General features: G+C 64.2%; 20 protein-coding genes and 1 riboswitch. Of the genes, 8 read left to right on the forward strand and 12 right to left on the reverse strand.

What is annotated here, in order from left to right:
- Window positions 1-323: 323 nt before the first annotated feature.
- The 3 genes from RT131_RS10065 (at window position 324) to RT131_RS10075 (ending at window position 1695) form a co-directional block, all read left to right on the forward strand.
- Window positions 324-686 carry a phasin family protein gene (locus RT131_RS10065; protein ID WP_313172555.1) on the forward strand — a complete coding sequence of 121 codons (363 nt, stop codon included), beginning with the start codon at window positions 324-326 and terminating at the stop codon, window positions 684-686.
- Window positions 687-856: 170 nt separating this feature from the next.
- On the forward strand, window positions 857-1339 hold the full coding sequence (locus RT131_RS10070; RefSeq protein ID WP_282268899.1) for a GAF domain-containing protein: 483 nt from the start codon (window positions 857-859) through the stop codon (window positions 1337-1339).
- Window positions 1336-1695: a TfoX/Sxy family protein gene (locus RT131_RS10075; RefSeq protein WP_313172559.1), complete on the forward strand. Its 360-nt coding sequence runs from the start codon at window positions 1336-1338 to the stop codon at window positions 1693-1695. Before RT131_RS10070 ends, RT131_RS10075 begins: the two co-directional genes overlap by 4 nt.
- Before the next feature lie 100 nt (window positions 1696-1795).
- Here the strand turns inward: RT131_RS10075 and cobS are convergent, their stop codons facing one another.
- From cobS to cobT, 3 genes are read right to left on the reverse strand one after another with little or no spacing between them, the layout of a single operon-like run.
- Window positions 1796-2548: an adenosylcobinamide-GDP ribazoletransferase gene (gene cobS / locus RT131_RS10080; protein WP_313172561.1), complete on the reverse strand. Its 753-nt coding sequence runs from the start codon at window positions 2546-2548 to the stop codon at window positions 1796-1798.
- Window positions 2545-3132 (reverse strand): histidine phosphatase family protein, encoded by a 588-nt coding sequence (locus RT131_RS10085; RefSeq protein WP_313172563.1) that lies wholly within the window; start codon window positions 3130-3132, stop codon window positions 2545-2547. Before RT131_RS10085 ends, cobS begins: the two co-directional genes overlap by 4 nt.
- Window positions 3129-4199 carry a nicotinate-nucleotide--dimethylbenzimidazole phosphoribosyltransferase gene (gene cobT / locus RT131_RS10090; protein ID WP_313172565.1) on the reverse strand — a complete coding sequence of 357 codons (1071 nt, stop codon included), beginning with the start codon at window positions 4197-4199 and terminating at the stop codon, window positions 3129-3131. The genes RT131_RS10085 and cobT overlap by 4 nt, the downstream gene beginning before the upstream one ends.
- A gap of 283 nt (window positions 4200-4482) precedes the next feature.
- Window positions 4483-4720: riboswitch (cobalamin riboswitch) on the forward strand.
- 114 nt (window positions 4721-4834) lie between these two features.
- On the opposite strand from cobT, the gene btuB reads away from it, so the two are divergent.
- Entirely contained in the window at window positions 4835-6706 is a 1872-nt protein-coding gene (gene btuB, locus RT131_RS10095; RefSeq protein ID WP_313172567.1) for a TonB-dependent vitamin B12 receptor, read from the forward strand.
- Window positions 6707-6808: 102 nt separating this feature from the next.
- Here btuB and RT131_RS10100 read toward each other — a convergent pair whose 3' ends face one another.
- Window positions 6809-9790, reverse strand: a complete 2982-nt coding sequence (locus RT131_RS10100) for a TonB-dependent receptor (protein WP_313172569.1) — start codon at window positions 9788-9790, stop codon at window positions 6809-6811.
- Between the two features lie 111 nt (window positions 9791-9901).
- On the opposite strand from RT131_RS10100, the gene RT131_RS10105 reads away from it, so the two are divergent.
- Window positions 9902-10066 carry a hypothetical protein gene (locus RT131_RS10105; protein ID WP_313172571.1) on the forward strand — a complete coding sequence of 55 codons (165 nt, stop codon included), beginning with the start codon at window positions 9902-9904 and terminating at the stop codon, window positions 10064-10066.
- A 386-nt stretch (window positions 10067-10452) separates the two neighbouring features.
- Window positions 10453-11163 carry an AraC family transcriptional regulator gene (locus RT131_RS10110; protein ID WP_313172574.1) on the forward strand — a complete coding sequence of 237 codons (711 nt, stop codon included), beginning with the start codon at window positions 10453-10455 and terminating at the stop codon, window positions 11161-11163.
- A 62-nt stretch (window positions 11164-11225) separates the two neighbouring features.
- On the opposite strand, the gene RT131_RS10115 is transcribed toward RT131_RS10110, so the two are convergent.
- The 8 genes from RT131_RS10115 to dinB all read right to left on the reverse strand — a co-directional run bounded on the left by RT131_RS10115 (window position 11226) and on the right by dinB (window position 21069).
- On the reverse strand, window positions 11226-11996 hold the full coding sequence (locus tag RT131_RS10115; RefSeq protein WP_313172576.1) for a heme ABC transporter ATP-binding protein: 771 nt from the start codon (window positions 11994-11996) through the stop codon (window positions 11226-11228).
- Window positions 11993-13030, reverse strand: coding sequence for an iron ABC transporter permease (locus tag RT131_RS10120; RefSeq protein ID WP_313172578.1), 1038 nt, complete (start codon window positions 13028-13030; stop codon window positions 11993-11995). The genes RT131_RS10115 and RT131_RS10120 overlap by 4 nt, the downstream gene beginning before the upstream one ends.
- Entirely contained in the window at window positions 13030-14082 is a 1053-nt protein-coding gene (locus tag RT131_RS10125; protein ID WP_313172580.1) for an ABC transporter substrate-binding protein, read from the reverse strand. The genes RT131_RS10120 and RT131_RS10125 overlap by 1 nt, the downstream gene beginning before the upstream one ends.
- A gap of 139 nt (window positions 14083-14221) precedes the next feature.
- Entirely contained in the window at window positions 14222-15622 is a 1401-nt protein-coding gene (locus RT131_RS10130) for an ATP-binding protein (RefSeq protein ID WP_313172582.1), read from the reverse strand.
- Window positions 15623-15754: 132 nt separating this feature from the next.
- Window positions 15755-16726: an alpha/beta hydrolase-fold protein gene (locus RT131_RS10135; RefSeq protein WP_313172584.1), complete on the reverse strand. Its 972-nt coding sequence runs from the start codon at window positions 16724-16726 to the stop codon at window positions 15755-15757.
- Between the two features lie 25 nt (window positions 16727-16751).
- Window positions 16752-18968 carry a TonB-dependent siderophore receptor gene (locus RT131_RS10140; protein WP_313172672.1) on the reverse strand — a complete coding sequence of 739 codons (2217 nt, stop codon included), beginning with the start codon at window positions 18966-18968 and terminating at the stop codon, window positions 16752-16754.
- A gap of 301 nt (window positions 18969-19269) precedes the next feature.
- Window positions 19270-19920, reverse strand: a complete 651-nt coding sequence (gph, locus tag RT131_RS10145) for a phosphoglycolate phosphatase (protein WP_313172586.1) — start codon at window positions 19918-19920, stop codon at window positions 19270-19272.
- A 63-nt stretch (window positions 19921-19983) separates the two neighbouring features.
- The gene (gene dinB / locus RT131_RS10150) at window positions 19984-21069 is read right to left on the reverse strand and encodes a DNA polymerase IV (RefSeq protein ID WP_313172588.1); all 1086 of its coding nucleotides are present in this window, start codon (window positions 21067-21069) and stop codon (window positions 19984-19986) included.
- 209 nt (window positions 21070-21278) lie between these two features.
- Between dinB and fabA the strand changes: the two genes are divergently transcribed.
- Together fabA and fabB are read left to right on the forward strand one after the other, a co-directional pair.
- Window positions 21279-21794: a 3-hydroxyacyl-[acyl-carrier-protein] dehydratase FabA gene (gene fabA / locus RT131_RS10155; protein WP_296251034.1), complete on the forward strand. Its 516-nt coding sequence runs from the start codon at window positions 21279-21281 to the stop codon at window positions 21792-21794.
- Window positions 21794-23002, forward strand: coding sequence for a beta-ketoacyl-ACP synthase I (gene fabB / locus RT131_RS10160; protein WP_313172592.1), 1209 nt, complete (start codon window positions 21794-21796; stop codon window positions 23000-23002). The genes fabA and fabB overlap by 1 nt, the downstream gene beginning before the upstream one ends.
- The last annotated feature ends 167 nt before the right edge of the window (window positions 23003-23169 follow it).

Genomic DNA, 23169 nt, shown 5'->3' on the forward strand with positions numbered 1-23169 from the left:
GCTTTACCGGGAACGCCCCTGCCGAGCATGGCTCGGCACTACATGGCATTCCCCATCATCCTTGTAGCGGCGGCGTAAGCCGCGAAGCTGGCCACGCATGAAGCCCCAAAGCCAACCCCTCCCCAGCCCTCCCCTTGCCTACGGCAAAGGGAGGGAGGAGAGCGTGGTGCCGAGCCATGCTCGGCAGGGGCTTTACCCGAAACGCCTCTGCCGAGCATGGCTCGGCACTACAGAGGCTGATTCTGAACAATTCAGAATCTAATGTTGCACTGCGCCAATTCCGCGTTATGCTGCAACGCAACAAGCCCCGCCGGATCACCTCGATGTCCGCTCAGTCCAACGACTTCAGCAGTTACACCCAGCAGTTCGCTGCTGCCGCCAACCGTGCCAACCGGCTCGCCTTGGAAAATGCTGAAAGCGTATTCGGCGTGCAGCTGCGCACCTTCGAGCGCAATACCACAGCCGCCGCTGGCTTCCTCGGTGAACTGGCGCAGGCTGGCGCGCAGGCCGATCTGCAGGCATTGCTGCCCAAAGGCCTGCAGGTGGCACGCGACAACCTCGAGCGTCTGGCCAATGCCAACCAGGAAGTGGTCGGACTGAGCCTGAAGACCGGCGAGGCTTTGGGTGAATTGGTCCGCCAGCCCTTCATCGACGCTGCCGGCAAGGGCAGCCGCAAGACCCGCTGAACCCCACACAGAATTTGCGCGGTCCCTCCCCCGCGCAATCCCGGACCCGGTAGCTCCCCTCCCGCTACCGGGTCTTTTTTTGCCTGCGATCCAGCATTCCATTGCCAAGGGCTGCGCTCGGCGGCAGCCGCTGGCAAACTCGACGACCACGCAGCGGCTAGACTCTTACGATGTTCAACACCGACACCCTCACCGGCAGCAAGCCGGAACAATACGCCCAGCTGCTGGCCCAGGCCCGCGCTCTGGTCCATGGCGAAGCCGACCGTATTGCCAACGCTGCCAATCTGTCGGCACTGGTCTACCACGCACTGCCGCAGCTCAACTGGGTGGGTTTCTACTTCTACGACGGCAAGGAGCTGGTGGTTGGCCCGTTCCAGGGTTTGCCGGCCTGCGTGCGTATTCCGCTGTCCAAGGGCGTGTGTGGCGCCGCTGCCAGCAGCCGCCAGACCCAGCGCATCGAGGATGTGGATGCGTTCCCCGGCCACATCGCCTGCGACTCGGCCTCGCGCTCGGAACTGGTCGTGCCCCTGGTCCACAACGGCACGTTGATTGGCGTATTCGACATCGACAGCCCGGTGCTCGCGCGTTTCGATGCCGACGACCAGCTGGGACTGGAAGCCATCGCCCAGGTGTTTGTCGAGGCACTGCAATGAGCGCACCCAAGCTGCGCAACATCGGCCCCAAGAGTGCAGCCTGGCTGCGTCAGGTCGGTTTGCGCAGCGAGCAGGACCTGAGCGCGATCGGCCCGGTTGCAGCGTTCATGAAGGTACGCCGCGCCGGCTTCAAGCCCAGCCTCAACCTGCTGTATTCGCTGGAAGGCGCCTTGGTCGGCTGCCATTGGCAGGAGATTCCCGAGGCGCGTCGCCAGCAGCTGGTCGCAGAGTACGAAATCGCCGCTGGCGCGCTGCCCACCACGCGTGCAGGCCAACAGGCAGGGCCGGTGCATGAAACGCATATGCAGGCCGAAGCTGATGAAGAAGAAGCCAGCGAGATCCGCTTCGAGGACTGAGCCTCACCAGAGGCTTTTGTGGGAACGGCGTTAGCCGTGAAGCTGGCCATTCTTCAGATCGCGCACTGCGTGATTCCGGATGCAGCGGTGGCTTCGCGGCTTACGCCGCTCCCACAATGTCTGCGGGCAGCGGTGCGAGGACCACCAGCGCCAACAACAGCAACGTCTCCACAACCTCGACGCTGGCCCCCAGGCCATCGCCGGAGATGCCGCCGAGCTTGCGCTTCCACCACACGGCCACCAGCGGCACCAGCAGCAGCGCCAGCAACAACGGCCAAGCAAACACCACGCTGATCGCGGCAAGCACCACCGCCCACACCCACATCGCCGAGGGCCGCAGCTGCCACGAGAAACGCTCACCCATACCATCACCATGCAGCGATGGTATGCGCTGGCTCCACCACAAGGTGCCCCAGCGCGCCCACGCCGGCACCAGCACGATGCCGAACCACAATGGACCCACCGCAAGCTCGGTCAACAGCACGAACTTGAGCAGCAGCTGCATGATCAGCGTGACCACGCCGAACACGCCCATATGCGGGTCCTTGAGTACTTCCAGAAAGCGCTGCGGGTTGCGATGTGCGGCGCCGAAGGCATCGGCGACATCGCCCAGGCCATCCAGGTGCAGAGCGCCGGTCACCCACACCCACATCAACAAGGTCAGCACACCGGCCAACCACGGTCGGTCTGCCAAGCCATACAAGGGCAACGCCAGCAATGCGCCGATGATGGCGCCGACCAAGGGGTAGTACACCGCCGACCTGCTCAGGTCTTCCTGGCGGAAGTCACGCACCTGCGGTGTCGGCAGCCTGGTCAGGAACTGGATGGCAAGGATCAGGCGGCGTCCAATCATGGTTGTCGCAACTCCAGCAGTTCGCCCCACAACTGGCCGTCTTCGCCGCGCTCCACGCGCAGGCGCACGCGGGTGCCGTAATCGATGCGCATCGCCCACAGCGACGACAGGCTCATGCCGCAGACGCGCGATACCACCAACCGCAACACGCCGGCATGGCTGACCACCAGCACCGGTTGACCGTCGCCATCGTCTTCGTCCACCAGCCGATGCAGCTGCGCTTCAACACGCGCCTGGAACTGCTGCCAGGACTCGCCATTGGGAGGCACCACATCGTGCGGTTCGCTGTAGAAGCCAGCAAGCTGCTCGGCAGGAACTTCGTCGAAGTGCAGTCCGTCCCAATCGCCGAAGTCGAGCTCGGCCCAATCCGGGTGGATCTCACAGAACTGGTTGCTGCCAGCCACCAGTGCATGCGCGGTGTCCAGCGCGCGCCGGCGCGGTGAAGTGATCACCCGGCTCCAGCCGATGCCGGCATGGCAGCGGTACAGCGTGTCCATCGCGCCTTCGATCAAGGGCGGATCAGTACGACCGTCCAGATGGCCGGCACGTCCTGTGGAGGCGTGTCGCAGCAGGTCGAGAATCATCGTCCAACACCACGATCGGCAACAGCTGCCTCGGCGAACGTCGCCATGCTGTTGTGCAGGGCGCAGGCCATGCGCACCAGCGGCAACGCGAGCGCGGCACCGGAGCCTTCGCCAAGACGCAGGTCCAATGACAGCAGCGGCTGCGCCTGCAATGCCTCCAGCAGGCGGATGTGACCACGCTCGGCAGACTGGTGCGAGAACAACAACCACGGCCGCAGGGTCGGATTGATGCGGACCGCCGCCAATGCTGCAGCAGAAACAATGAAGCCATCCACCAACACTGGAATGCGCCGTTGCGCAGCGGCAATCATCGCCGCGCTGATCGCTGCGATTTCCAATCCACCCACGCGCTGCAGTGCCTCGCAAGCAGGGGACTCCGCTGCATTGATCGCCTCGCCGTGCAGACCCAGCGCACGTGCGATCAGATTCTTCTTCTGCACCATGCGCACCGCGTCCAGGCCAGTACCGGCGCCAACCAACTCGTCCAATGGCAACGGGCCAAGCACGGCAGCGATGGCACTCGCAGCAGTGGTGTTGCCGATGCCCATCTCGCCGAACACCAACAAATCCGCACCATCGGCACAGGCAGCCTCCACCGCGCGGCGACCCGCATCGAAGGCAGCCTCCAGATCGGCGGCCGACATCGCCGGGCCCGTGCTGAAATCAGCAGTGCCATGCAGGGTCTTGGCACTGACCACGCCGGCAATCGCCGTGGTGGCGCGGCTGCCCACATCCCACACGTGCAGCGGCAGGCCCAGTTCGCGCGCCAGCACCGCAATGGCAGCACCGCCGCCGGCGAAGTTGTGCAGCATCTGCACCGTCACTTCGGCCGGGTAAGCCGACACGCCCTGCGCGGTCACACCGTGATCGCCAGCGAACACCACCACCGGCACGCGCTGCGCCACCGGCTGATCCACGCCTTGCAGCGCAGCCAGTTCAACGGCCAATGTCTCCAGACGACCCAAGGCGCCTTCCGGCTTGGTCAGCTGGCGCTGGCGCAGCAGGGCGCGCTGTCGGTATTCCTGCGAAGGCTGGCCGCAGGCCTGCCCGTACCATGTTTCTGTCACGACACTTCCGATACTGCGTTTGCAGCGCGCATTCTAGCCATTCAGCAACAGTGCTGCGCAGGGCGTGTGTCGCCAGCCCCCAATCAAATCGAACTCACGCAACACGTAGCCCGGGTAAGCGCAGCGCACCCGGGAACGAGTTTGCAGCACCGCCGCAAGCCTGCGGCGCCATGAGCTCCCCGGGTGCGCTGACGCTTACCCGGGCTACGTTGAGCTGCGGTTGCAGACACTGAACTATGCCGGCCGTTGCCGCCCATTCCGGCAAGGTGGGCGGCAATGGCATAGAATGCGCGCACTTTCGGGTGACCGTCCGGCATTGCCGGTCGGTTGAAACGGGAAGCCGGTGCCGCGCACTGCTGGAACTCCAGCCTGTCGCCATTCCGGCACTGCCCCCGCAACGGTAAGCAGGACAAGTCCAGACATGGCGCCACTGTGCACGGCACGGGAAGGCGTCTGGACGGAAGCGGCACACGCCGCCTCGCCTGCGAGTCCGGAGACCGGCCCGAAAGCCGACTGGTTGCGATGCGGAGGGCATGGCGGCGGCTGTAGCGCCGTGTGCGCCGCCTCCGTCTTCTCCCTCTTCTGGCAGCCTCCCCAATCCGCCTGCACGGGAGCGTGCAGGCCCAGGAGCTTCCATGAAACTGTCTTACCACACCCTTTCGCTCGCCCTTGCCCTGGCATTGCCGGGCGTTGCCGCCGCGCAGAACGCACCGACCGAGCTGGACGACGTCACCGTCACCGCAACCCGTACCCCGATCTCCATCGAGAACAGCGTGGTGCCGGTGCAGGTCATCGACCGTGCGCAGATCGACCACAGCCAGGCCAACTCGCTGCAGGACCTGCTGCGCGGCCGCGCCGGCCTGGACTTCGCCAACCAGGGCGGCAACGGCAAGATCACCTCGCTGTTCCTGCGTGGCAGCAACTCCAACCAGGTGCTGGTGCTGGTGGACGGCGTGCGCGTGGCCTCGGCCACCAGCGGCATGGCCGCCCTGCAGGACCTGCCGGTTGACCAGATCGAGCGCATTGAAATCGTGCGCGGCCCGCGTTCGAGCCTGTACGGCTCCGAGGCCATCGGCGGCGTGATCCAGATCTTCACCCGCAACGCCGGCCAGGGCCTGCAGCAGAACCTGGCGATCACCGCCGGCAGCAACAACCTGCGCCAGGTCAGCGCCGGCTTCAGCAACCGCGGTGAGCGCGGCTGGATCTCGGCCCAGGGCGGTTACCAGAAGACCGACGGCATCAACGCCTGCCGCGGCACCGCCGCTGGCTGGGGCGCCGGCTGCTACGCCGATGAGCCGGATCGCGATGGCTACCGCAACACCTCCATCAACGTGCGCGGTGGCTATGCCCTGACCGACACGCTGAGCCTGGAAGGCCATGTACTCAACGCCGACAGCTTCAACGAATACGACGGCAGCATTTTCGGCGGCAACGAAGCCGACAACCGCCAGCAGGTCTACGGTGCAAAGCTCGCCTGGGCTGCATCGGACAGCTTCCGCCTGAGCGCACAGGTTGGCCGCAACCGCGACCAGGCCGACAACTACTTTGCGGATGCCAGCACCGGCACCCGCAGCTTCGCCAGCGCCTTCGATACCCGCCGCGATACCGCCAGCGTGCAGGGTGACTTCACCATCGCCGAAGGCCAGCAGATCACCGCCGGTGCCGATTGGCAGAACGACAAGGTCACCAGCTCCACCGCGTTCGACATCGACCAGCGCGACAACCTCGGCGTGTTTGCCGAGTACCAGGGCCAGTTCGGCGCGCACGCGCTGCAGGCCAGCGTGCGCAACGACGACAACGAGCAGTTCGGCAACCACACCACCGGCAGCCTGGGCTACGGCTTTGCCTTCGGTAACGGCTTCCGCCTGACCGCCAGCGCCGGCACCGGCTTCAAGGCACCGACCTTCAACGACCTGTATTACCCGGGCTTCAGCAACCCGAACCTGAAGCCGGAAGAATCCAAGAGCCTGAACCTCGGCATCGCGCAGTACGCCGACAACTGGAACTGGACCTTCAATGCCTACGAAACCCGCGTCGACCAGCTGATCGGCTATGACAGCAACTTCGACCTGGTCAATGTTGCCGAAGCCCGCATCCGCGGCGCCGAGCTGACCGGCTACCTGTCGCTGGCCGGTTTCGACATCAACGCCCAGGCCAGCTTCACCGACCCGCGCGACCACACCTCCGGCGCTGCCACCTATGACAACCTGCTGGCCCGCCGCGCGCGCACCAGCGGTCGTCTGGACGTGGACAAGAGCTTCGGTCCGCTGCGTCTGGGCGTGACCGCTGCCGGCAGTGGCCATCGCTTCGACAACGCTGCCAACAGCGTGCGTCTGGCCGGCTACGGCACCATGGATGTGCGCGTTGAATACGCCATCAACGACGCATGGAGCCTGCAGGCCAAGGCCGCCAACGTGTTCGACCGCGAGTACGAAACCGTTGCCTGGTACAACCAGCCGGGCCGCGAGTACCAGCTGACCCTGCGTTACAACAGCAAGGCCAACTGAGCCGGCGAAGCTGCAGCGCCGCTGCGGTTTCCGCCAGTGTGAAAACAAGCAGGGCCGGCGGTGATTCCGTCGGCCCTGTTCTTTTGCACTCAGCGAATATCATCAGAGCTTCATGCGCACGCCAATGTTGAAGGTGCGGCCCAGCACGTCATACACCGCGGCCTGGTAGCCGCTCTGGTTGAAGCCGGCACCGCCGGCCTCCGCACCCGGCACACGCGGCGGCGCGCGATCGAAGGCGTTGTTGAGACCGCCGAACACGCTGAATTTCGGCGTGAACTGATAACTGGCGTAGAAATCGCTGTAGAAGGTATTGCCTGCCCACTCACGCTCGTAGCTTGCGGTGGACGTATTGCTGCCACGCATCTTCGACACGTGCCGCAGTGTCCAGTAGACGCTGAGCCTGGGATTGGACCAACCGGTACGAACCGTACCCTTCCACTTCGGCGTGCCCCACAGCGTCAGGTAATCCCATGCGTCATTCGGATTCAGCGGATCGGCGACGAACTTGCGTTCCAGCGTACGGCCATAGCTGAGATCCACCAAAATGCGGCCCGCATTGGAGTTGGCTACACCGCCAAGGTCATGGAACCAGTTGGCATTGATATCCACGCCGCGGGCAATGCTCTGCGACAGGTTCAACTGCTGCACCGCCACTTCGACGATATCGCCCGCCGAGTCGCGGGTGACCAGATCGCAGAAGGCGTTGTCCAGGCTGGCCTGGTCGACGCAGCGGTTGAGGATGGTCTGGTAGTCCAGGGTCGAGATCACCCCGCGCAGGTCGATCTTGTAGTAATCGGCGGACACCGTCAGGTTGGATATGAAACGCGGCCGCAGCACCACGCCGAATGTCGTGGTTTTGGCGGTTTCCGGCTTCAGGTTGACGTTGCCCGAGTAGACGATGTCCTTCCACTGCCAATAGTTGCCAACACTGGTATCGCTGGGACTGATCGCTGCGCAATTGCCCGCCGTGTAGCTGGTGGCACTGGTGCGGTTGGCCAGCGCATAGTCGTTGCAGGGATCGTAGATCCAAGCCGACGACACGCTGCCGGCCGTGTACAGCTCACCGATGTTGGGCGCTCGGATCGCCTTGCCGTAGGTGCCACGCACGGTGATGTCTTCGATCGGCGCCCATTCCAGCCCGACCTTCGTCGTCGTGGTGCGGCCGGCGGTGCTGTAGTCCGAGACGCGTCCGGCCAGCTCCAGTGACAAGCGTTCGGCGCCGGTCATGCCCGACAACAACGGCAGGCTGAGCTCGCTGAAGATCTCCTTGACGCTGAACTCGCCGGTCAAGCCGTTCTGGGTGGTGCCCAGGCTGGCGTCATAAGCCGGTTTGGTCGGATCGTACTGGGCGATGGTGCCGATCTCGTTGCGTTCCTTGCGGTACTCCGCACCCACTACGACCTTGGCCTCACCACCGGGCAGGTCGAACAGACCGCCAGATGCATAGGCCGAAGCAACTTTCTGGGTCAGCGTGGTCGTGGACCAGTCGGTGTCGTAGGTCAACCAATCGACCATCTCCGAGGTCAGCCGCTTGAACGGATTGATCGCCACGCAACCTGCCGGTCCATCCCAGCAGATCGGGTTGCCCGCCCCATCCACATAGGAGTTCAGGCCCGACAGCAACCGGTCGTAGGAGCCTGCGTTGAGCTCACGGGTGCGCTGGCGGCTGCGGCCGTAAGAGTAGTAAGCCTCGTAGTTCCAACTGCGGCCAAGGAAGTCGAAATAGCCTTGCGCGCCAACGGTTGCCTGCAGCAACTTGCGGTCGGTCTGCTGGCGCATATGCCCCAGCTCTTCATCGAAGTGACGGCCAAAGGCAATGCCATTGGTAAACGCAGCACCGTTGGCGGTGATCATTTCCTGTGTGATGAAGGGGCTGTAGTACGGCACCACTTCGCTGCCACCCGAACCGTAGGTACTGAGCGAGCGCCAGGACGCCTCGGACTGACTCTGCGAATAGTTGACCGTGCCCACCAGCCGCAGTGCATCGTTGACGTCGAAATCCAGCGTCGAACGTACCGTCTGGCGATCCGATGGTGTCACCAGGTACCAGGAGTCATAGCGGCCACCAAATTCGCCGCCATCGGTAGTGCCTTGCTGCAGCACGTTGAAGCCCGAGCTCAGGTTGGTAAGCCCACCGGGTCCGAGCTGTGAATGGCGCAGCGAGCCATCCGGATTGAAGGTATACAGACAGTTGGCAGCATTGGCCGCGCTGCAGTTGCCCAGCAAGACGGTTGCATTGGGCGAGTTGTAGACGTTGCGGCTGTTGTCCAGGATCACATACGGATCGGTGCTCTTGGCGCGCGCGTAGTACGGATAGCCGTTGGCGGTCCATGGCCGATCCTGGCCACGCACGGTGCCGGAGTTCTCTTCCCAGAAGCCATACAAGGTGAAGTTGCCACGGTTGTCGGCGAAGTTCTTGCCGAACAGCACATCACCGGTATAGGTCGGCATATCGCCACGCGAGGAATCACCGTAGCGAACGCTGGCTTCAAGTCCTTCGTAGTCACGCTTGAGCACGAAGTTGACCACGCCGTTGACGGCATCGGCACCGTACAACGCCGATGCGCCACCGGTGACTACATCCACGCGCTCGATCATGCTCGCCGGCAATGCGCTGACGTCGACACCGGCGGTGCCGGGGATGGAGGCAACCTGGCGACGGCCATCCACCAGCGTCAGTGTGCGCTGCACGCCCATGCCGCGCAGGTCCAGCGCACTGACGCCGACGTCGCCGGTCTGGTTGGCGGTCTGGCTGCTCTGGGTCACGGCGAAGTTCGGCAGCTGGTTCACCAGATCGGCAATCTGGGTATAGCCGGAGGCCTGGATCTTTTCCGCACTGATTGCCGTCACCGGCGCCGGACCTTCGAAGCCCGGCTCACGGCGAATGCGCGAACCGGTCACGATCACCGTGTCGAGGTCCTTCGCATCGGTGGCAGCGGCCTTCTGTTCCGGCTGTGGCGTCGTGGCAGCATCCTGCGCCCAGGCGGCCCCCGCCGCGCTGGAACAAAGTGCGATGGCAACCGCCACCGCCAGTGGGCCACGTCGACGACATGGCAGGGAGTTGGCGCGTTCGTTCGTCTTCATCTACTTCCCCTCGAATATGAAATGTGCAACGAAAATTTGGCAACAGACCACCGGCACCTGCGTACGACCGTGCAGCACACGACAACCGGATCGACGCAGCACCCTCGACCAATGACTGCCGGCATCGCGCACCATCCGGCGGTGCGCCGCTTGGCAATGACCATCGCCAAGCGGCGCGCGCACACGCCGACCTCGGCGCCGGCATGCGCAATGGTCGAAAGCAAACAGGAATTCACGCGCCTTGCCCTGGCGGATCGGGGCAATCACGGCGCATAGCAGGTGCGCGGACACCAGGCGTATACCGCCCACCACAGGGGATGAACCTGACAGCCACACCGCACCTTGTTACACCCCAGCGCCGGATTGAGATCCGCCTAATGCCAGACCCCGCACCGGCACCCGCCCGCGCGCCCGCACCGTCCAGGCTGCTGGCACGCGCACAATTGAATAACACGTAACAAATGCAACTATTTGATTTGCTTATGTATACTGAATCGAAAGAACGCTATGACCGTACATTTCGTATTCCATATTCCACCGCTTGCGCCGTCGCACGCTAGGTATATGTTTACCCGCAGGATGCGGATTTCAGCACAATAATTCCGCTTGAGGAGACGACTCCGCGGTGGCAGGGTGTGCGCTCTGCAACGGAGAGCAAGGCCATGGCTGTCACCCTGTCGCCACAGGTGTTGGTGCGCATGTTTGATCCCCTTCCCGACGTGGTGTTCTTCATCAAGGACACCGAGTGTCGCTACACGCACGTCAACCAGACCTTGATCCAACGCCTGGCAAAGAAGAGCCGCGAGGAGATCGTCGGCAGGAGCGTGTTGCAGCTTTACCCTGCACATCTGGCTGCGCGCTACATCCAGCAGGATCGTCGCGTGCTGACCGGTGAAGTCATCGAAGACATGCTTGAGCTGCAGCTCTACGCCAACCGCAGCCCGGGCTGGTGCCTCACCCTCAAGCAGCCGCTGGTGGAAGACAACCGCATCGTCGGTTTGATCGGCATCTCGCGTGATCTCGGCCAACCCGACCGCGAGGACTCTTCCTTCCAGCGCCTGCATGCTGCAGTGGAATACATGCAGGCGCATTTCCATGAACCGCTGCGCGTGCGCACGCTTGCCGGCAAGAGTGGCGTCTCGGTCGCGCAGCTGGAGCGTCTGTTCAAGAAGGTATTCCAGCTGACACCGCAGCAGCTGCTGACCAAATTCCGCATCGAAGCCGCTACCCGCATGTTGCTCACCGACAGTAGCATCGCCTGTGTTGGCCAAGCCTGCGGTTTCTCGGACCAGAGTGCATTCTCGCGCCAGTTCAAACTCACTGTTGGCATGACCCCGCGCGACTACCGGACACTGGCATCTACCACCAGGTAAACATCCCGCAGAGCCCGATGCAATGCGTGCGCGGGCGATTGCTTCGCAGCTTTGTCGGTTGCTCAGTCATCGCAGGCAACCACCAGCGGCACGCCGCGCGTCGGGTGCTCGATGACCTGCACCGGCTGGCCGTAGACCTTGCCGATGATCTCGCGGGTCAGCACTTCGCGCGGTGAGCCATCAGCGGCAATGTGCCCATCGCATAGCATCACGATGCGATCGGCATAGGCCGATGCCAGGTTGAGGTCATGCAGCACCACCACCACGCAACGGCCTTGCGCTGCGAGCGCGCGGGCGCTGCGCAGGGTGCGCTCCTGATGGCGAAGATCGAGCGCGGCGGTTGGCTCATCCAGCAGCAGCACCGGTGTCTGCTGTGCCAACGCCCGCGCAAGCGAGGTGCGTGCGGCTTCGCCACCGGACAACGTCTGCACATCGCGACCGGCGAGGCCGGAAACATCCACCTCAAGCAACGCCGCTTCGACGATCGCCGCATCCTGTCGTGGCTGTGGTGGATGCGGCAAACGCCCCATCGCCACTACTTCGCGCACGCTGAAGGCAAAGTGCACGGCATGATCCTGCGCCATCACCGCCCGCTGCAGGGCAAGCTCACGCACAGGCCAGTCGGCCAGTGCACGGCCATGCAGCAATGCCTGCCCGGCATCCGGCTCGGCATCACCGGCAAGCAGGGCCAACAAGGTCGACTTGCCTGCGCCATTGGGGCCAACCAGGGCGGTCAGCGTGCCGGCCTGCAATGCTAGATCAACACCCGCCAACACCTGGCGACTGCCACGCAGCACGCTGACCCCGCGCAATTCCAGCAATGGCGCACTCATGCCCTTCCCCCGCGCTTGCGCAGCACCAGCCACAGGAAGAACGGCGCGCCCAGGGCCGCGGAGAACAGGCCGAGCGGGATTTCCGACGGCGGATCCAACGTGCGCGCGGCGGTATCGGCCACCACGATCAACAGCGCGCCGACCACGCCCGACAAAGGCAACAGCCAGCGATGCCCCGGGCCAACCAGCATCCGCACCAGATGCGGCACCACCAGGCCGACGAAGCTGACGCTACCGGCAAACGCCACCGCTGCACCCACCAGCAGCGCACTGAACGCCACCAGCAACAAGCGCGTGCGCGCGACATCCAGGCCGATGTGACGTGCCTGGCGCTCACCGAGCGCGAGCATGTCCAAGGGCGTAGCCAGCCGCAGCAGGGCCAGCACGCCGAGCACAAACACCGGCGTAACCGCCGCCACGTCGCTCCAACTGGCCTGCGCCAACGAGCCCATCTGCCAGAAAACCAGCGACTGCAGTTCGCTCTCGCTGGCGATGTAGGTCAGGAAGCCAACCGCCGCCGAGCAGCCCGCACCAATCGCGATGCCGACCAGCAGCAGGGTCGCGGTGCCTTCACCGCGCCCCGGCCGCGCCAGCAGATAGATCAAGGTCGTCGCGCCAGCACCACCCGCGAATGCCGCCAGCGGAATCAACCACACAGCGAATGCACCCGCACCGAGCACGATGGCCGCCACCGCACCCAGCGCCGCGCCCTGGCTGACGCCGACGATACCGGGATCCGCCAGCGGGTTGCCAAACAGGCCCTGCAGCGCGACGCCGGCCATCGCCAGCGACGCACCAACCAACGCGCCCAACAGCGCGCGCGGAATGCGCAGCTGCCAGACCACGCCCATGTCGCGGGCACTGATCGATTGCGGATCCGCCAAGCCAAACTGCGCCGCCATCGCCCGCAGCACATCGGCTGCAGGCAGCTTCAACGGACCGGTACCGAACGACAACAGCACCGCCCCCAGCAACACCGCCAGCAACAGACATAACAACAGCGCGCCGTTCGGCCGCCGGACCTGCGCCGACATCATCCGCGCGACAACTCCGCAAGGGCCTGCGCCAGGGCCAGCGCACCGGCGCCGGAGCCCACGCTGGTGGATTTCAATTCAACATCAGGCATCACCCATACACGGTTGGCCGCGCCAGCGGGCGTGTGCTTCAGGGTTGGATAGGCCTTCCACAGGCCGGCTTCACCGCCGAACAGGCGCAGGTCGTTTTCCGTTACGAGGATCACGTCTGGCGCTGCCGCAACAACGCCCTCGTTGCTGAGCTGGGAGTAGTTGGCCACACCGGCTTCTTCACCGATGTTGATGCCGCCAGCGATGGTGATCAGCTGGTTGGCGGCGCTGTCAGCGCCGGCCACGGTCGGCAGGCCACCGGCGCCGCTGGCCGACAACGCGATCACCCGCGGGCGCTTCGCATTGTCCTTGGCGATGGCTGCGGCCTGATCGAGCTGTGCCTGCACCTTGCCAGCCAACGCCTCGCCCTGTGCAGACAGGCCAAGCGCAGTAGCCACCTTGCGTACCTTGTCCGCAGGTGGCTGCAGGTCGTCGATCACCACCGCGGCATGACCGGTGGCGCGCAGGCGCTCAGCCAGCAGCGCATGGCGGCGCAGGCTGTTGCCGAGGAACAGGGTTCCGTCCAGGCTCAGCACGCCTTCCACGCCGGTGGTGCGGTTGAACAGGAAGTGCTTGGGGGCAGCCCGGCCTTCAGCCGTCGCCGATCGTTCCGGCGCGGCATAGACCTTGTCGGCCAGGCCCAGCGCTTCGATCACCGCGATCACATCATCGCCACCCGCGACGATGCGACTGATGTCGCTCACTTCAACGTCCACGCCATCGTCCGAACGCAGCTTGGCCGGCAACCGCGGTGCTGCTGCGGCGACTTGCGGCACATCCTGCCCGGCCACGCGCTTCCAACCCGCCGGCAATACGATCGCATCAGCGGCATCGGTAGCGGGCGCTGCAACTGGGGGGGCTTCGGTGGCGGCCTGCGTTGGTGCGGAGCTGCGATCACAGCCGGCAACAAGCGCGGCCAGCAGCAGGCCCAGGCCAGTCGGAACAAGGGTGGTGGCTTTCATCAACATTTCCTCGGTTACCAGATTGGCCGACGCATCGGAGCTGCGTGCCAGCCAGATTTTGATGGCAGTGCGGGAGATGCCGTTACCAGCATCTCCCGCGCGTCTACCGCCTTGCCGCGCCCATAGCGCGGCGGATCACTCAGCGCTGCACAGGCAGCAGGCGGGTGATGCGATCGCCCTTGACGTCATCGGCGCCCTTGGACTTGTTGATCGCGAACATAACCGCATCCGGGCCCTTGCTGACGTGGTTCGGGTAGGTGCCGCCGTCGAGGTTGGCAACGATCTTGCCGTCTTCATCGACCACCGTGACGGTGCCGGCAGCGCGGTTGCTGACATAGGCCAGGCGCGTGCTCGGGCTGTAGGACACATTCAAGGAACCGGCGCCGACGTAGACATCGTGCTCGACCTTGGCCGTGGCCGGGTCGACGATCAGCAAGTTGTCGCTGCCCTGCGATACCACCAGCAGGCGCTTGGCGACCGGGTTCCATGCAACGCCGATCGCATCACGCGCGCCGGCCAGCGGGAATACCTTCTCCACCTTGCCGCTGGCGCCGTCGATGATCGCCGCTTCCGCAGCGGCCAGGCTGACGGTGTAGACCTTGCCGGTAGCCGTATCGATGTCCAGGCTGCCCGGGGTGAAGGTCTCACCGCGCTTGCCGGAAGCAATGGTGATGTTGTCCAGCTGCTGCAGCGTGCGGGTGTCGAACACGCTGATGTAGTCGCCACCGGTGGCCGAGACATAGGCGCGATTGCGCTGTGCATCGACCACCACGTCACGCGCATGCGACACCGCGCCGACCGGGTACTGCTTGACTAGCGACAGGTCGGACTGGCGGTAGACCGCCACCGTGTCCTGGCGGGTATTGGTCACCCACACATTGCCGTTGGCGTCGTCCACGCCCACGCCGTACACGGCGAACAGGTTGCCGTCATTGCCTGGTGCTGCCTGCGGCGATACACGGGCGATGATCTGCAGGGTTTCCGGGTCCACCTTGAGCAGTTCGGACTGCTTCACCGGCGGGCGGCCGACCGCGCTGGTCACGAACGCCGCCTTGCTGGCCGGGCTGTAAGCCACCTGGTACAAGCCCTGCACCAAACGGTTGCTGGCGGCCTGGATACGCTCCTGGCCGGAAAGCGGCACTTCGCGCGAGACCTTCAGCGAGAACACCGCTGCGGCATCCGGCGCAGCCGCTCGCACCACGATCGGGTGCGGGCCGGCGACGGCATCGGCCGGAATCGCCAGCGTGCCACTGAACTTGCCTTCGCCATTGACGACAAAAGGCTGCGCGTTGAGCACGGTCTCACCGCGCAGCAAGGTCACCTTCTGGCCCGGGGTGAAACCATTGCCCTCGATACCGGTTTCGCTGCCCGGCAACACCACCGGCGCGGTAGCGCGAACGCTGCCATTGAACGCGGTATCCGGCTGCGCGAACACCTGCGCGCCCGCAGCGCCGGTAGCCAACAGCAGGGCGAGGCCGAGCAGGTGCGGACGGGCTGCGCGGGCGGTGGGGGAAGCAGTAGTGGAACGAACGTTTGCCATCGGGCATTACCTCTTGGGTGCTGCGCGACGTCGCGCGCATCGTGGGTTTCTGCCTGGGCGATGACACTGCCTGGGTAGTGGAATGCCGGGCCTGTCGGCCCGGATTGCGAACTCAGATAAGGAGCAGGCAGATCAGGAGCGCGGCTCCGTGCTGCGGTCGCGCACGCCGGTGATTTCATGCAGCGCGCGCATCAGCGAGGCGCGGAACATCGGGCCATGGCCGAGGCCATCGAACTGGTGGTACTCAACCTCCAGCCCCGGCACCTGGCGAAGGCGCGCAGACAACTGCTCGGCAGCGTCGGATGGCGCACCGGAGACGCGCTTCAGATGTGCCAGTACACGCGGATTGCTCATGTCGCGGTTGCTGGTATCGCGATCACGCTCACCGCCACCGAGCATCATCAGCACCCGCGCCGGATGACCAGCGTTGTTGCCGATGAACTGGCGCTCGGGAGCCCCCAGCATCGCGCCCTGCTGCCACCACAACGATGGGCTGGCCGGCACATAGGTCTGGAATGCACCGCTACGCGTATACAGCGTATGCAGCACGAACAGCCCGCCCAGCGAATGCCCCCACAGTGCCTGTTTGCTGGCATCGGTAGCCACGTGCTGCGCCAGTTGCGGACGGATGCGCCGCTCTATCACTTCCAGGAACGCATTGGCGCCACCGCCAACCGCCGCGCCACCGTCTTCGGGCTGGTCGGCAATCGGCGTGTAGTCGCGGGTACGCGCAGGCGAATCGATACGCTGCTGGTTGTCGTAGCCGACGAACACCAGCACGGTTGGCTGCTTCTGCGCCAGTTCCTCCAGCAGGGGCGCGTCGAATTCCATCAACGCGCCGTTGCCATCCAGCATCCACAGCGCCGGGAAACCCGCTGCCGGCGCGGTGCCGGCAGGGATGCCCAGATTGACCCGCCACGTGCGCTGGCCATCATCGCTGCGCACCACGAAGCGTTCGAAGCGATAGTGCGCCGAGCCGGTGTCAGCAACGGTCTGGCCGATCAGCTGCGCGGGATTGCGTTGCTGCGCCGCTGCGATCGGTGCTAGCGCGCCAAGCAACAACAGCGAGGCCACGGCTAGCAATGAGTGAAAGCGGGTGCGCATGTGCGTTGTCATCGCTGTGCCTGGATCAGAAACCAACGGTCAGGTTCACCCAGTAGCTGCGACCGGGCTCATTGTAGGTCGCAGCACCAGCACCGGTGGCGCTGGTGCTGGTGGTGCCTTCGCGGAACAGACGCTTGTCGAACAGGTTGTTGATGCCGCCTCCCACGCGCACTTTCGGCGTGATCCGGTACTGGCCGCCCAGGCTCCACAGGTCATAGGCAGCGCGCGTATCCGGCGGCAGCACGGCACCGGTGGTGCTGGACTGCGTCGCCGACTCCTGCTTGCCGTAGAAGGTGCCGGTCAGCATGAACGACAACTGCGCGTTGACCTGCCAATCCAGGAAAGTATTGACGGTGTACTCGGGGATGATGGACAGCGGCTGGTCGGTGGTCTTGTCGACGTTCTCTATCATCCAGGTGACATTGGTATTCCACGACAGCACATCACCACCGCCGATCAACGGCACCTTCAGGTTGCCTTCGACACCACGGATGATGGCTTCCGGCGCATTGGTCCACTGGAATACCTGGCCCTTGGTGTCATTGGTGATGCCGATGCGGTCCTGGCCGGCAACGATCTTGTCCTTGTAGTCGTTGTGGAAATAGGTGACCGAGGCATGCCAGCCGTTGTCGGGCGCCCACTCGATGCCGATCTCCTTGTTGATGCTGGTTTCCGGATCGAGGTTGGCGTTACCCATCACGTAGCAGCCCGAGCCCAGGTTCGGGTTCAGCACCGGGCAGCCATTGCCGCGCGTGTAGTAGAGGTAATCCGGGTTGGCCTGGTACAGGTTCGGCGCCTTGAACGCGCGCGCGATGCCGCCCTTGATCGCCCAGTCTTCAGCCAGCTTGAACTGCACGTTGAGGCTGGGGCTGAGGTTGTTGCCGAACTGCGAATGGTGATCGAAGCGCAGGCCCGGGGTCAGCGTCCAACGCTCGCCGATGTACAGGTTGTCCTCGACGAATACCGCCGCGAACTGCTGGTCGCTCTTGCCGGTGCGCACGCCGTCATAACCCGGGATGCCGCCACCGCTGCTGGAACTCTGGGTCACCGAGTACGGATCATCCAGCTTCATGTCGCGGTACTCGAAGCCCAGCGTCGCCACCTGCTCGATACCGCCCCAGTTCAGCGGCACGTTGATCTCGCCGTCCACGCGGGTGGAGGTCAGTTCGGACGTGGAGAAGCTCGCGCCTTCGGTGATCGAGCCTTCCGGGCCACCGGCCAGTCCTTCGTTCAAGCGCGTGTTGTCGGTGTCGTCGTAGGCGGCGGTGATGCGCGAAGTGCCCCAGTCGTAGCTGCCGCGATGGGTCAGGCCGAACGAACGGCGCAGCATCACATTGGTCTCGGCACCGTAAAGCGCGTTCAAACGCTCGAAACCGTCGCTGCTGACGCCGCGCTCGCCGGAGTAGATATTGCCCTGGCGGCTGACCGCAGCATCCAGTTCCAGCACATGGTTGTCGTTGATGTCATAGCGCAGCAAGCCGCTGATGTCGCGGTTGCGCACGCCTTCGCGGCCGGCCGGCGGGGTCACGCCGGTGGCAAACTCTTCATTGAGCGACAAGGCATCCGGCTCGGTCTTGTTGACGTTGCCGAACAGGCGGAACGACAGCTGCTCGCTCAACGGGCCAGACAACTGGAAGCCAACACGCTCGCTGTCGCCTTCGTCACTGTGCTCGGCCTGGCTGCCGTACAAGGTCAGCGAGCCGGTCAGGTCACCGGTCGGCTTCTTGGTGATGATATTGACCACGCCACCGGACGCACCCGAGCCGTAACGTGCAGCGGCCGGGCCACGCAGCACTTCGATGCGCTCGACCGCTTCGGCCGGCACCCAGTTGCTGTCGCCGCGGCTGTTGCGTTCGCCGCTGCGGCCCATGCGCACCGAATCGCGCGAGCTGACCGGGCGGCCATCGATCAGGATCAAGGTGTTTTCCGGGCCCATGCCACGGATGTCGATCTGGCGGAAATTGCCGTAGGAGCCCGACGCGGTATTGCCGGTCAGGTTGATGCCGGGCATGCGCCGGATCACCTCGGACAGATCGTTGGCCGGTGGCAGACGTTCCAGATCGACCGCAGTGATCACCGAGCTGCCCAAGGCCTGCTTGGCGATCTGTTCGGCGGTGACGTGCACGGTGTCGATATCGGTGGCGGTCGCCGCACCTTCGGCCAATGCCGGGCCGGCGAGCAAGGCGCTCAACGCCAGCGCAGCAGAAAGGGGATTACGGGACAGCAAGACACGCGCGGACAACCGCGACGAGGAACGACGGGACATGGGCAAGCCTCTCGACAGTAGGGGAGCCAACCTCTGGCGAACGGCTTGAGGAACGGCGGATATCGAATGCAGCTGCCGGAAGCAAACGCCAGGCAGGCTGCGGGGTCGCCGTATTCTACACTAAATGAGAATGATTATTGATAACTAAGAGCCATCAGATTGTGGGAGCGGCGTAAGCCGCGAAGCAACTGGATCGTCCGATTGCAGACATCATCGCAATTTCATTGCAGCCAGCTTCGCGGCTTACACCGCTCCCACAAAATATCCTCAAGAATGGCTACGCGACGATGCTCACCAACTCACGCATATCGTCGATCACCGCCACGGCGTCGGCTGCATCCAGATCCAGATCTCGCGAATAGCCATAGCGCACCAGCACGATCGGCATGCCGGCATTGTTGGCCGCGCCCAGATCCGTGCCCGAATCACCAACCATCAGGCAATCCGCCACCGGCTGCTGCAACAAGCCTGCCACATGCAACAGCGGCTCCGCTGCGGGCTTGCGCTGCGGCAGGGAATCGCCACCAATGATGTGGGCAAAGAAGCCGGCAATGCCCAGATGCTGCAGCAACGGCGCGACCATTGCCGCCGGCTTGTTGGTGCAGATGGCCATCGGCAAGCCGCGTGCCTGCAATGCGGTCAAGGCCTCACCCACACCGTCGTAGAGGCGCGGACTGCGCAGCAGGCAGGCCTTGTAGTGCCGCATGAAAACCGACATAACCTCTTCCAGCGTCAATGCGCTGCCAGCGTTCGCCAAAGCGGTGGACACCAGATTGCGCACGCCCTCGCCTATCCAGCTGCGCACCGTCGCCTCGGAGACACGCGGCAGCGCCAGCTCTTCCAATGTGAGGTTCACTGCCTCGGCGATATCACCTGCGCTGTCCACCAGCGTGCCATCCAAATCGAACACCAAGGCCGTAGTCGCCACGCATCCACACTCCATCTCAACGAACAGCGATTGTAGCGGTGTCGCGCTGCGTGATGGATGTACTCAATCCAACGAGATGCCGCGGAACAAATCACCCTGGATCACCAATTCTTCGCGGTCGCGAAAGCCCGCCAGCCCAACACCAACCAGGCGATAGCGCGTATCCGCCGGCAACTGCACGCGCTGGCACAAGGCCAGGGCGATATCGCGCAGGTCTTCAACCGAGCTTGGTGGCGTATCGGGTGTATAGCTACGGGTGAGAATGCGGAACTGCGCGGTCTTCAACTTCAGCACAACCGTATGACCGATGCGTTCGGTGCGCCCGGTTGCACGCCAGGTGCGTTCGGCCAACTGGGTGATGGCTTCATCGAACTCGCCCATATGCAGGTCTTCGGCGAAGGTATCTTCGGAAGAAATCGACTGCACTGGTTGATCGGGCTCCACCGGCCGCTCGTCGATGCCACGCGCGCGCCGATACAAGCCCGCGCCAAAACTGCCGAACAAGGCTTGCAGTTGTTCAAGCGGCAGCGCACGCAGATCACCGACGGTGACGATGCCCAGCGCCGACAGTTTGCCTTCCATCACCTTGCCCACGCCCGGCACCCGTTTTACCGGCAACGGCGTCAGGAACTGCTCCACCCTGGAAGGCGGCACCACGAACTGGCCATCGGGCTTGCGCCAGTCCGAGGCAACCTTGGCCAGGAACTTGTTCGGCGCGATGCCGGCCGAGGCGGTCAGACCCGTGGCCTCACGGATCTGCGCGCGGATGGTGCGGGCGATCTCGGTGGCGATACCGCCACAGCTCGGCGATTCGGTGACATCCAGGAAAGCCTCATCCAGTGACAGCGGCTCCACCAGCGGGGTGTGCTGCAGGAAGATCTCGCGGATCTGCCGCGACACCGCCTTGTAACGGGCAAAGTCCGGCGGCACGAATACAGCGTCCGGGCACAGCCGCTCGGCCCGCAGCGCCGGCATGGCCGAGCGCACCCCGAACTTGCGGGCCTCGTAGGAGGCCGCGCACACCACCGAACGCGCCCCGCGCCAGGCCACAACCACCGGCCGTCCGCGCAAATCGGGGTCATCACGCTGCTCCACGGACGCATAGAAGGCGTCCATGTCGACATGGATGATCTTGCGTTGTGGGCTCAAGGCAACAGTCTCAAAAGGTCGCCAACATGATAGCTGTTGTCGCTAAATGCACACTTGTCCTCACAAATGTACTTATTCGTACCTCCCGTAACAGCCCGCGAACGGCGCTTATCTGCAGCTAACATACGCAACCGTCCAGTTAAAACATTTGATTGAACGCAGCTGCTGCAGCATGCTCCGGGGCTCGCAATGGCTTTGGATTACCCCGGATGACCCGTCTGCATGCTTTCTCGCGCGACCAGCTGCTGGCCAGCGCGCGTGGCGAACTTTTCGGCCCGAACAAAGGCCGTCTTCCCAATGACCCGATGCTGATGTTCGACCGCATCACCGAGATCCGTGAGGACGGTGGCGCACACGGCAAGGGCATGATCCGGGCCGAGCTGGATATCCGTCCTGACCTGTGGTTTTTCGGCTGCCACTTCATCGGCGACCCGGTGATGCCGGGCTGCCTGGGCCTGGACGCCATGTGGCAGCTGACCGGCTTCTACCTGACCTGGCTGGGCGCCGAAGGCCGCGGCCGTGCGCTGGGCTGCGGCGAGGTCAAGTTCACCGGCCAGGTGCTGCCCAGCGCCAAGCTGGTGCAGTACGAAATCGATGTCTCGCGGGTGATCAACCGCAAGCTGGTGATGGCCCAGACCGACGCCCGCATGCTGGTTGATGGCCGCGAGATCTATACCGCCAAGGACCTGCGCGTGGGTCTGTTCACTTCTACCGAGAGCTTCTGATGCGTCGTGTCGTCATTACCGGCATGGGCATCACGTCCTGCCTTGGCAACGATCTGGATACCGTCTCCAGCACCCTGCGTGACAGCCGCCCCGGCATCGTCGCCCTGCCCGACCACGCCGAAGCCGGCCTGCGCAGCCAGATCGGCGGCAAGGTCGAGATCGACCTGGACGCGCAGGTGGACCGCAAGCTCAAGCGCTTCATGAGCGATGCCGCGGCCTACAGCTATGTCGCCATGCGCGACGCCATCGCCGATGCCGGCCTGGACGAGGCTGCGGTCAGCAACGTGCGTACCGGCCTGATCGCCGGCTCCGGCGGCGGCTCCAGCGAATGGCAGGTGGAAGCCGCCGATCTGCTGCGCAACCGTGGCGTACGCAAAGTCGGCCCGTACATGGTGCCGCGCACGATGTGCTCTACCGTGTCGGCCAACCTGGCCACCGCCTTCAGCATCAAGGGCCTGAGCTATTCGCTGTCGGCTGCCTGCGCCACCTCGGCCCATTGCATCGGCGCTGCCGCCGACCTGATCCGCCACGGCGCCCAGGACGTGATGTTTGCCGGCGGCGGCGAAGACCTGCACTGGTCGATGAGCGTGATGTTCGACGCCATGGGCGCACTGTCCACCAGCTTCAACGAGACGCCGGCCACCGCGTCGCGTCCGTACGACGCCAACCGCGACGGCTTCGTCATCGCAGGCGGCGCCGGCATGCTGGTGCTGGAAGACTACGACCACGCCGTGGCCCGTGGTGCGCGCATCTACGCCGAACTGGTTGGTTACGGCGTGACGTCCGATGGTGCCGACATGGTCGCCCCGTCGGGCGAAGGCGCCGTGCGTTGCATGAAGATGGCGATGGAAGGCCTGGACCGTCCGATCGACTATCTGAACACCCACGGCACCTCGACCCCGCTGGGCGACGTGACCGAGCTGGGCGCAGTGCGCCAGGTGTTCGGTGATGCGGTTCCGCCGCTGTCGTCGACCAAGGCATTGTCGGGTCACTCCCTGGGTGCTGCCAGCGTGCACGAGGCGATCTACTGCCTGCTGATGATGCGCGACGGTTTCATGGCCGGCTCGGCCAACATCGAGACCCTGGACGAGCGTGTGGAAGGCTTCCCGATCCTGCGCAAGACCCAGGATGCGAAGTTGGACACGGTGATGTCCAACAGCTTCGGTTTTGGCGGCACCAATGCAACGCTGATCTTCGGCCGGGTTTGATGGCGGATTGATCTGAAAGAAACAGCCGCGAAAGCGGCTGTTTTTTTGTGCTTCTGCTTTGGCTTCTGCTTTGGCTTCTGCTTCTGCCTTGGCTTTGGCCTTGGCTTTGCTGTTGCCTTGGCTTTGCTGTTGCTTTGGCTTTGCTGTTGCTCTGGCTCTTGCTGTTG

This window comes from Stenotrophomonas sp., from assembly GCF_032066555.1.
Taxonomy (GTDB): Bacteria; Pseudomonadota; Gammaproteobacteria; order Xanthomonadales; family Xanthomonadaceae; genus Stenotrophomonas.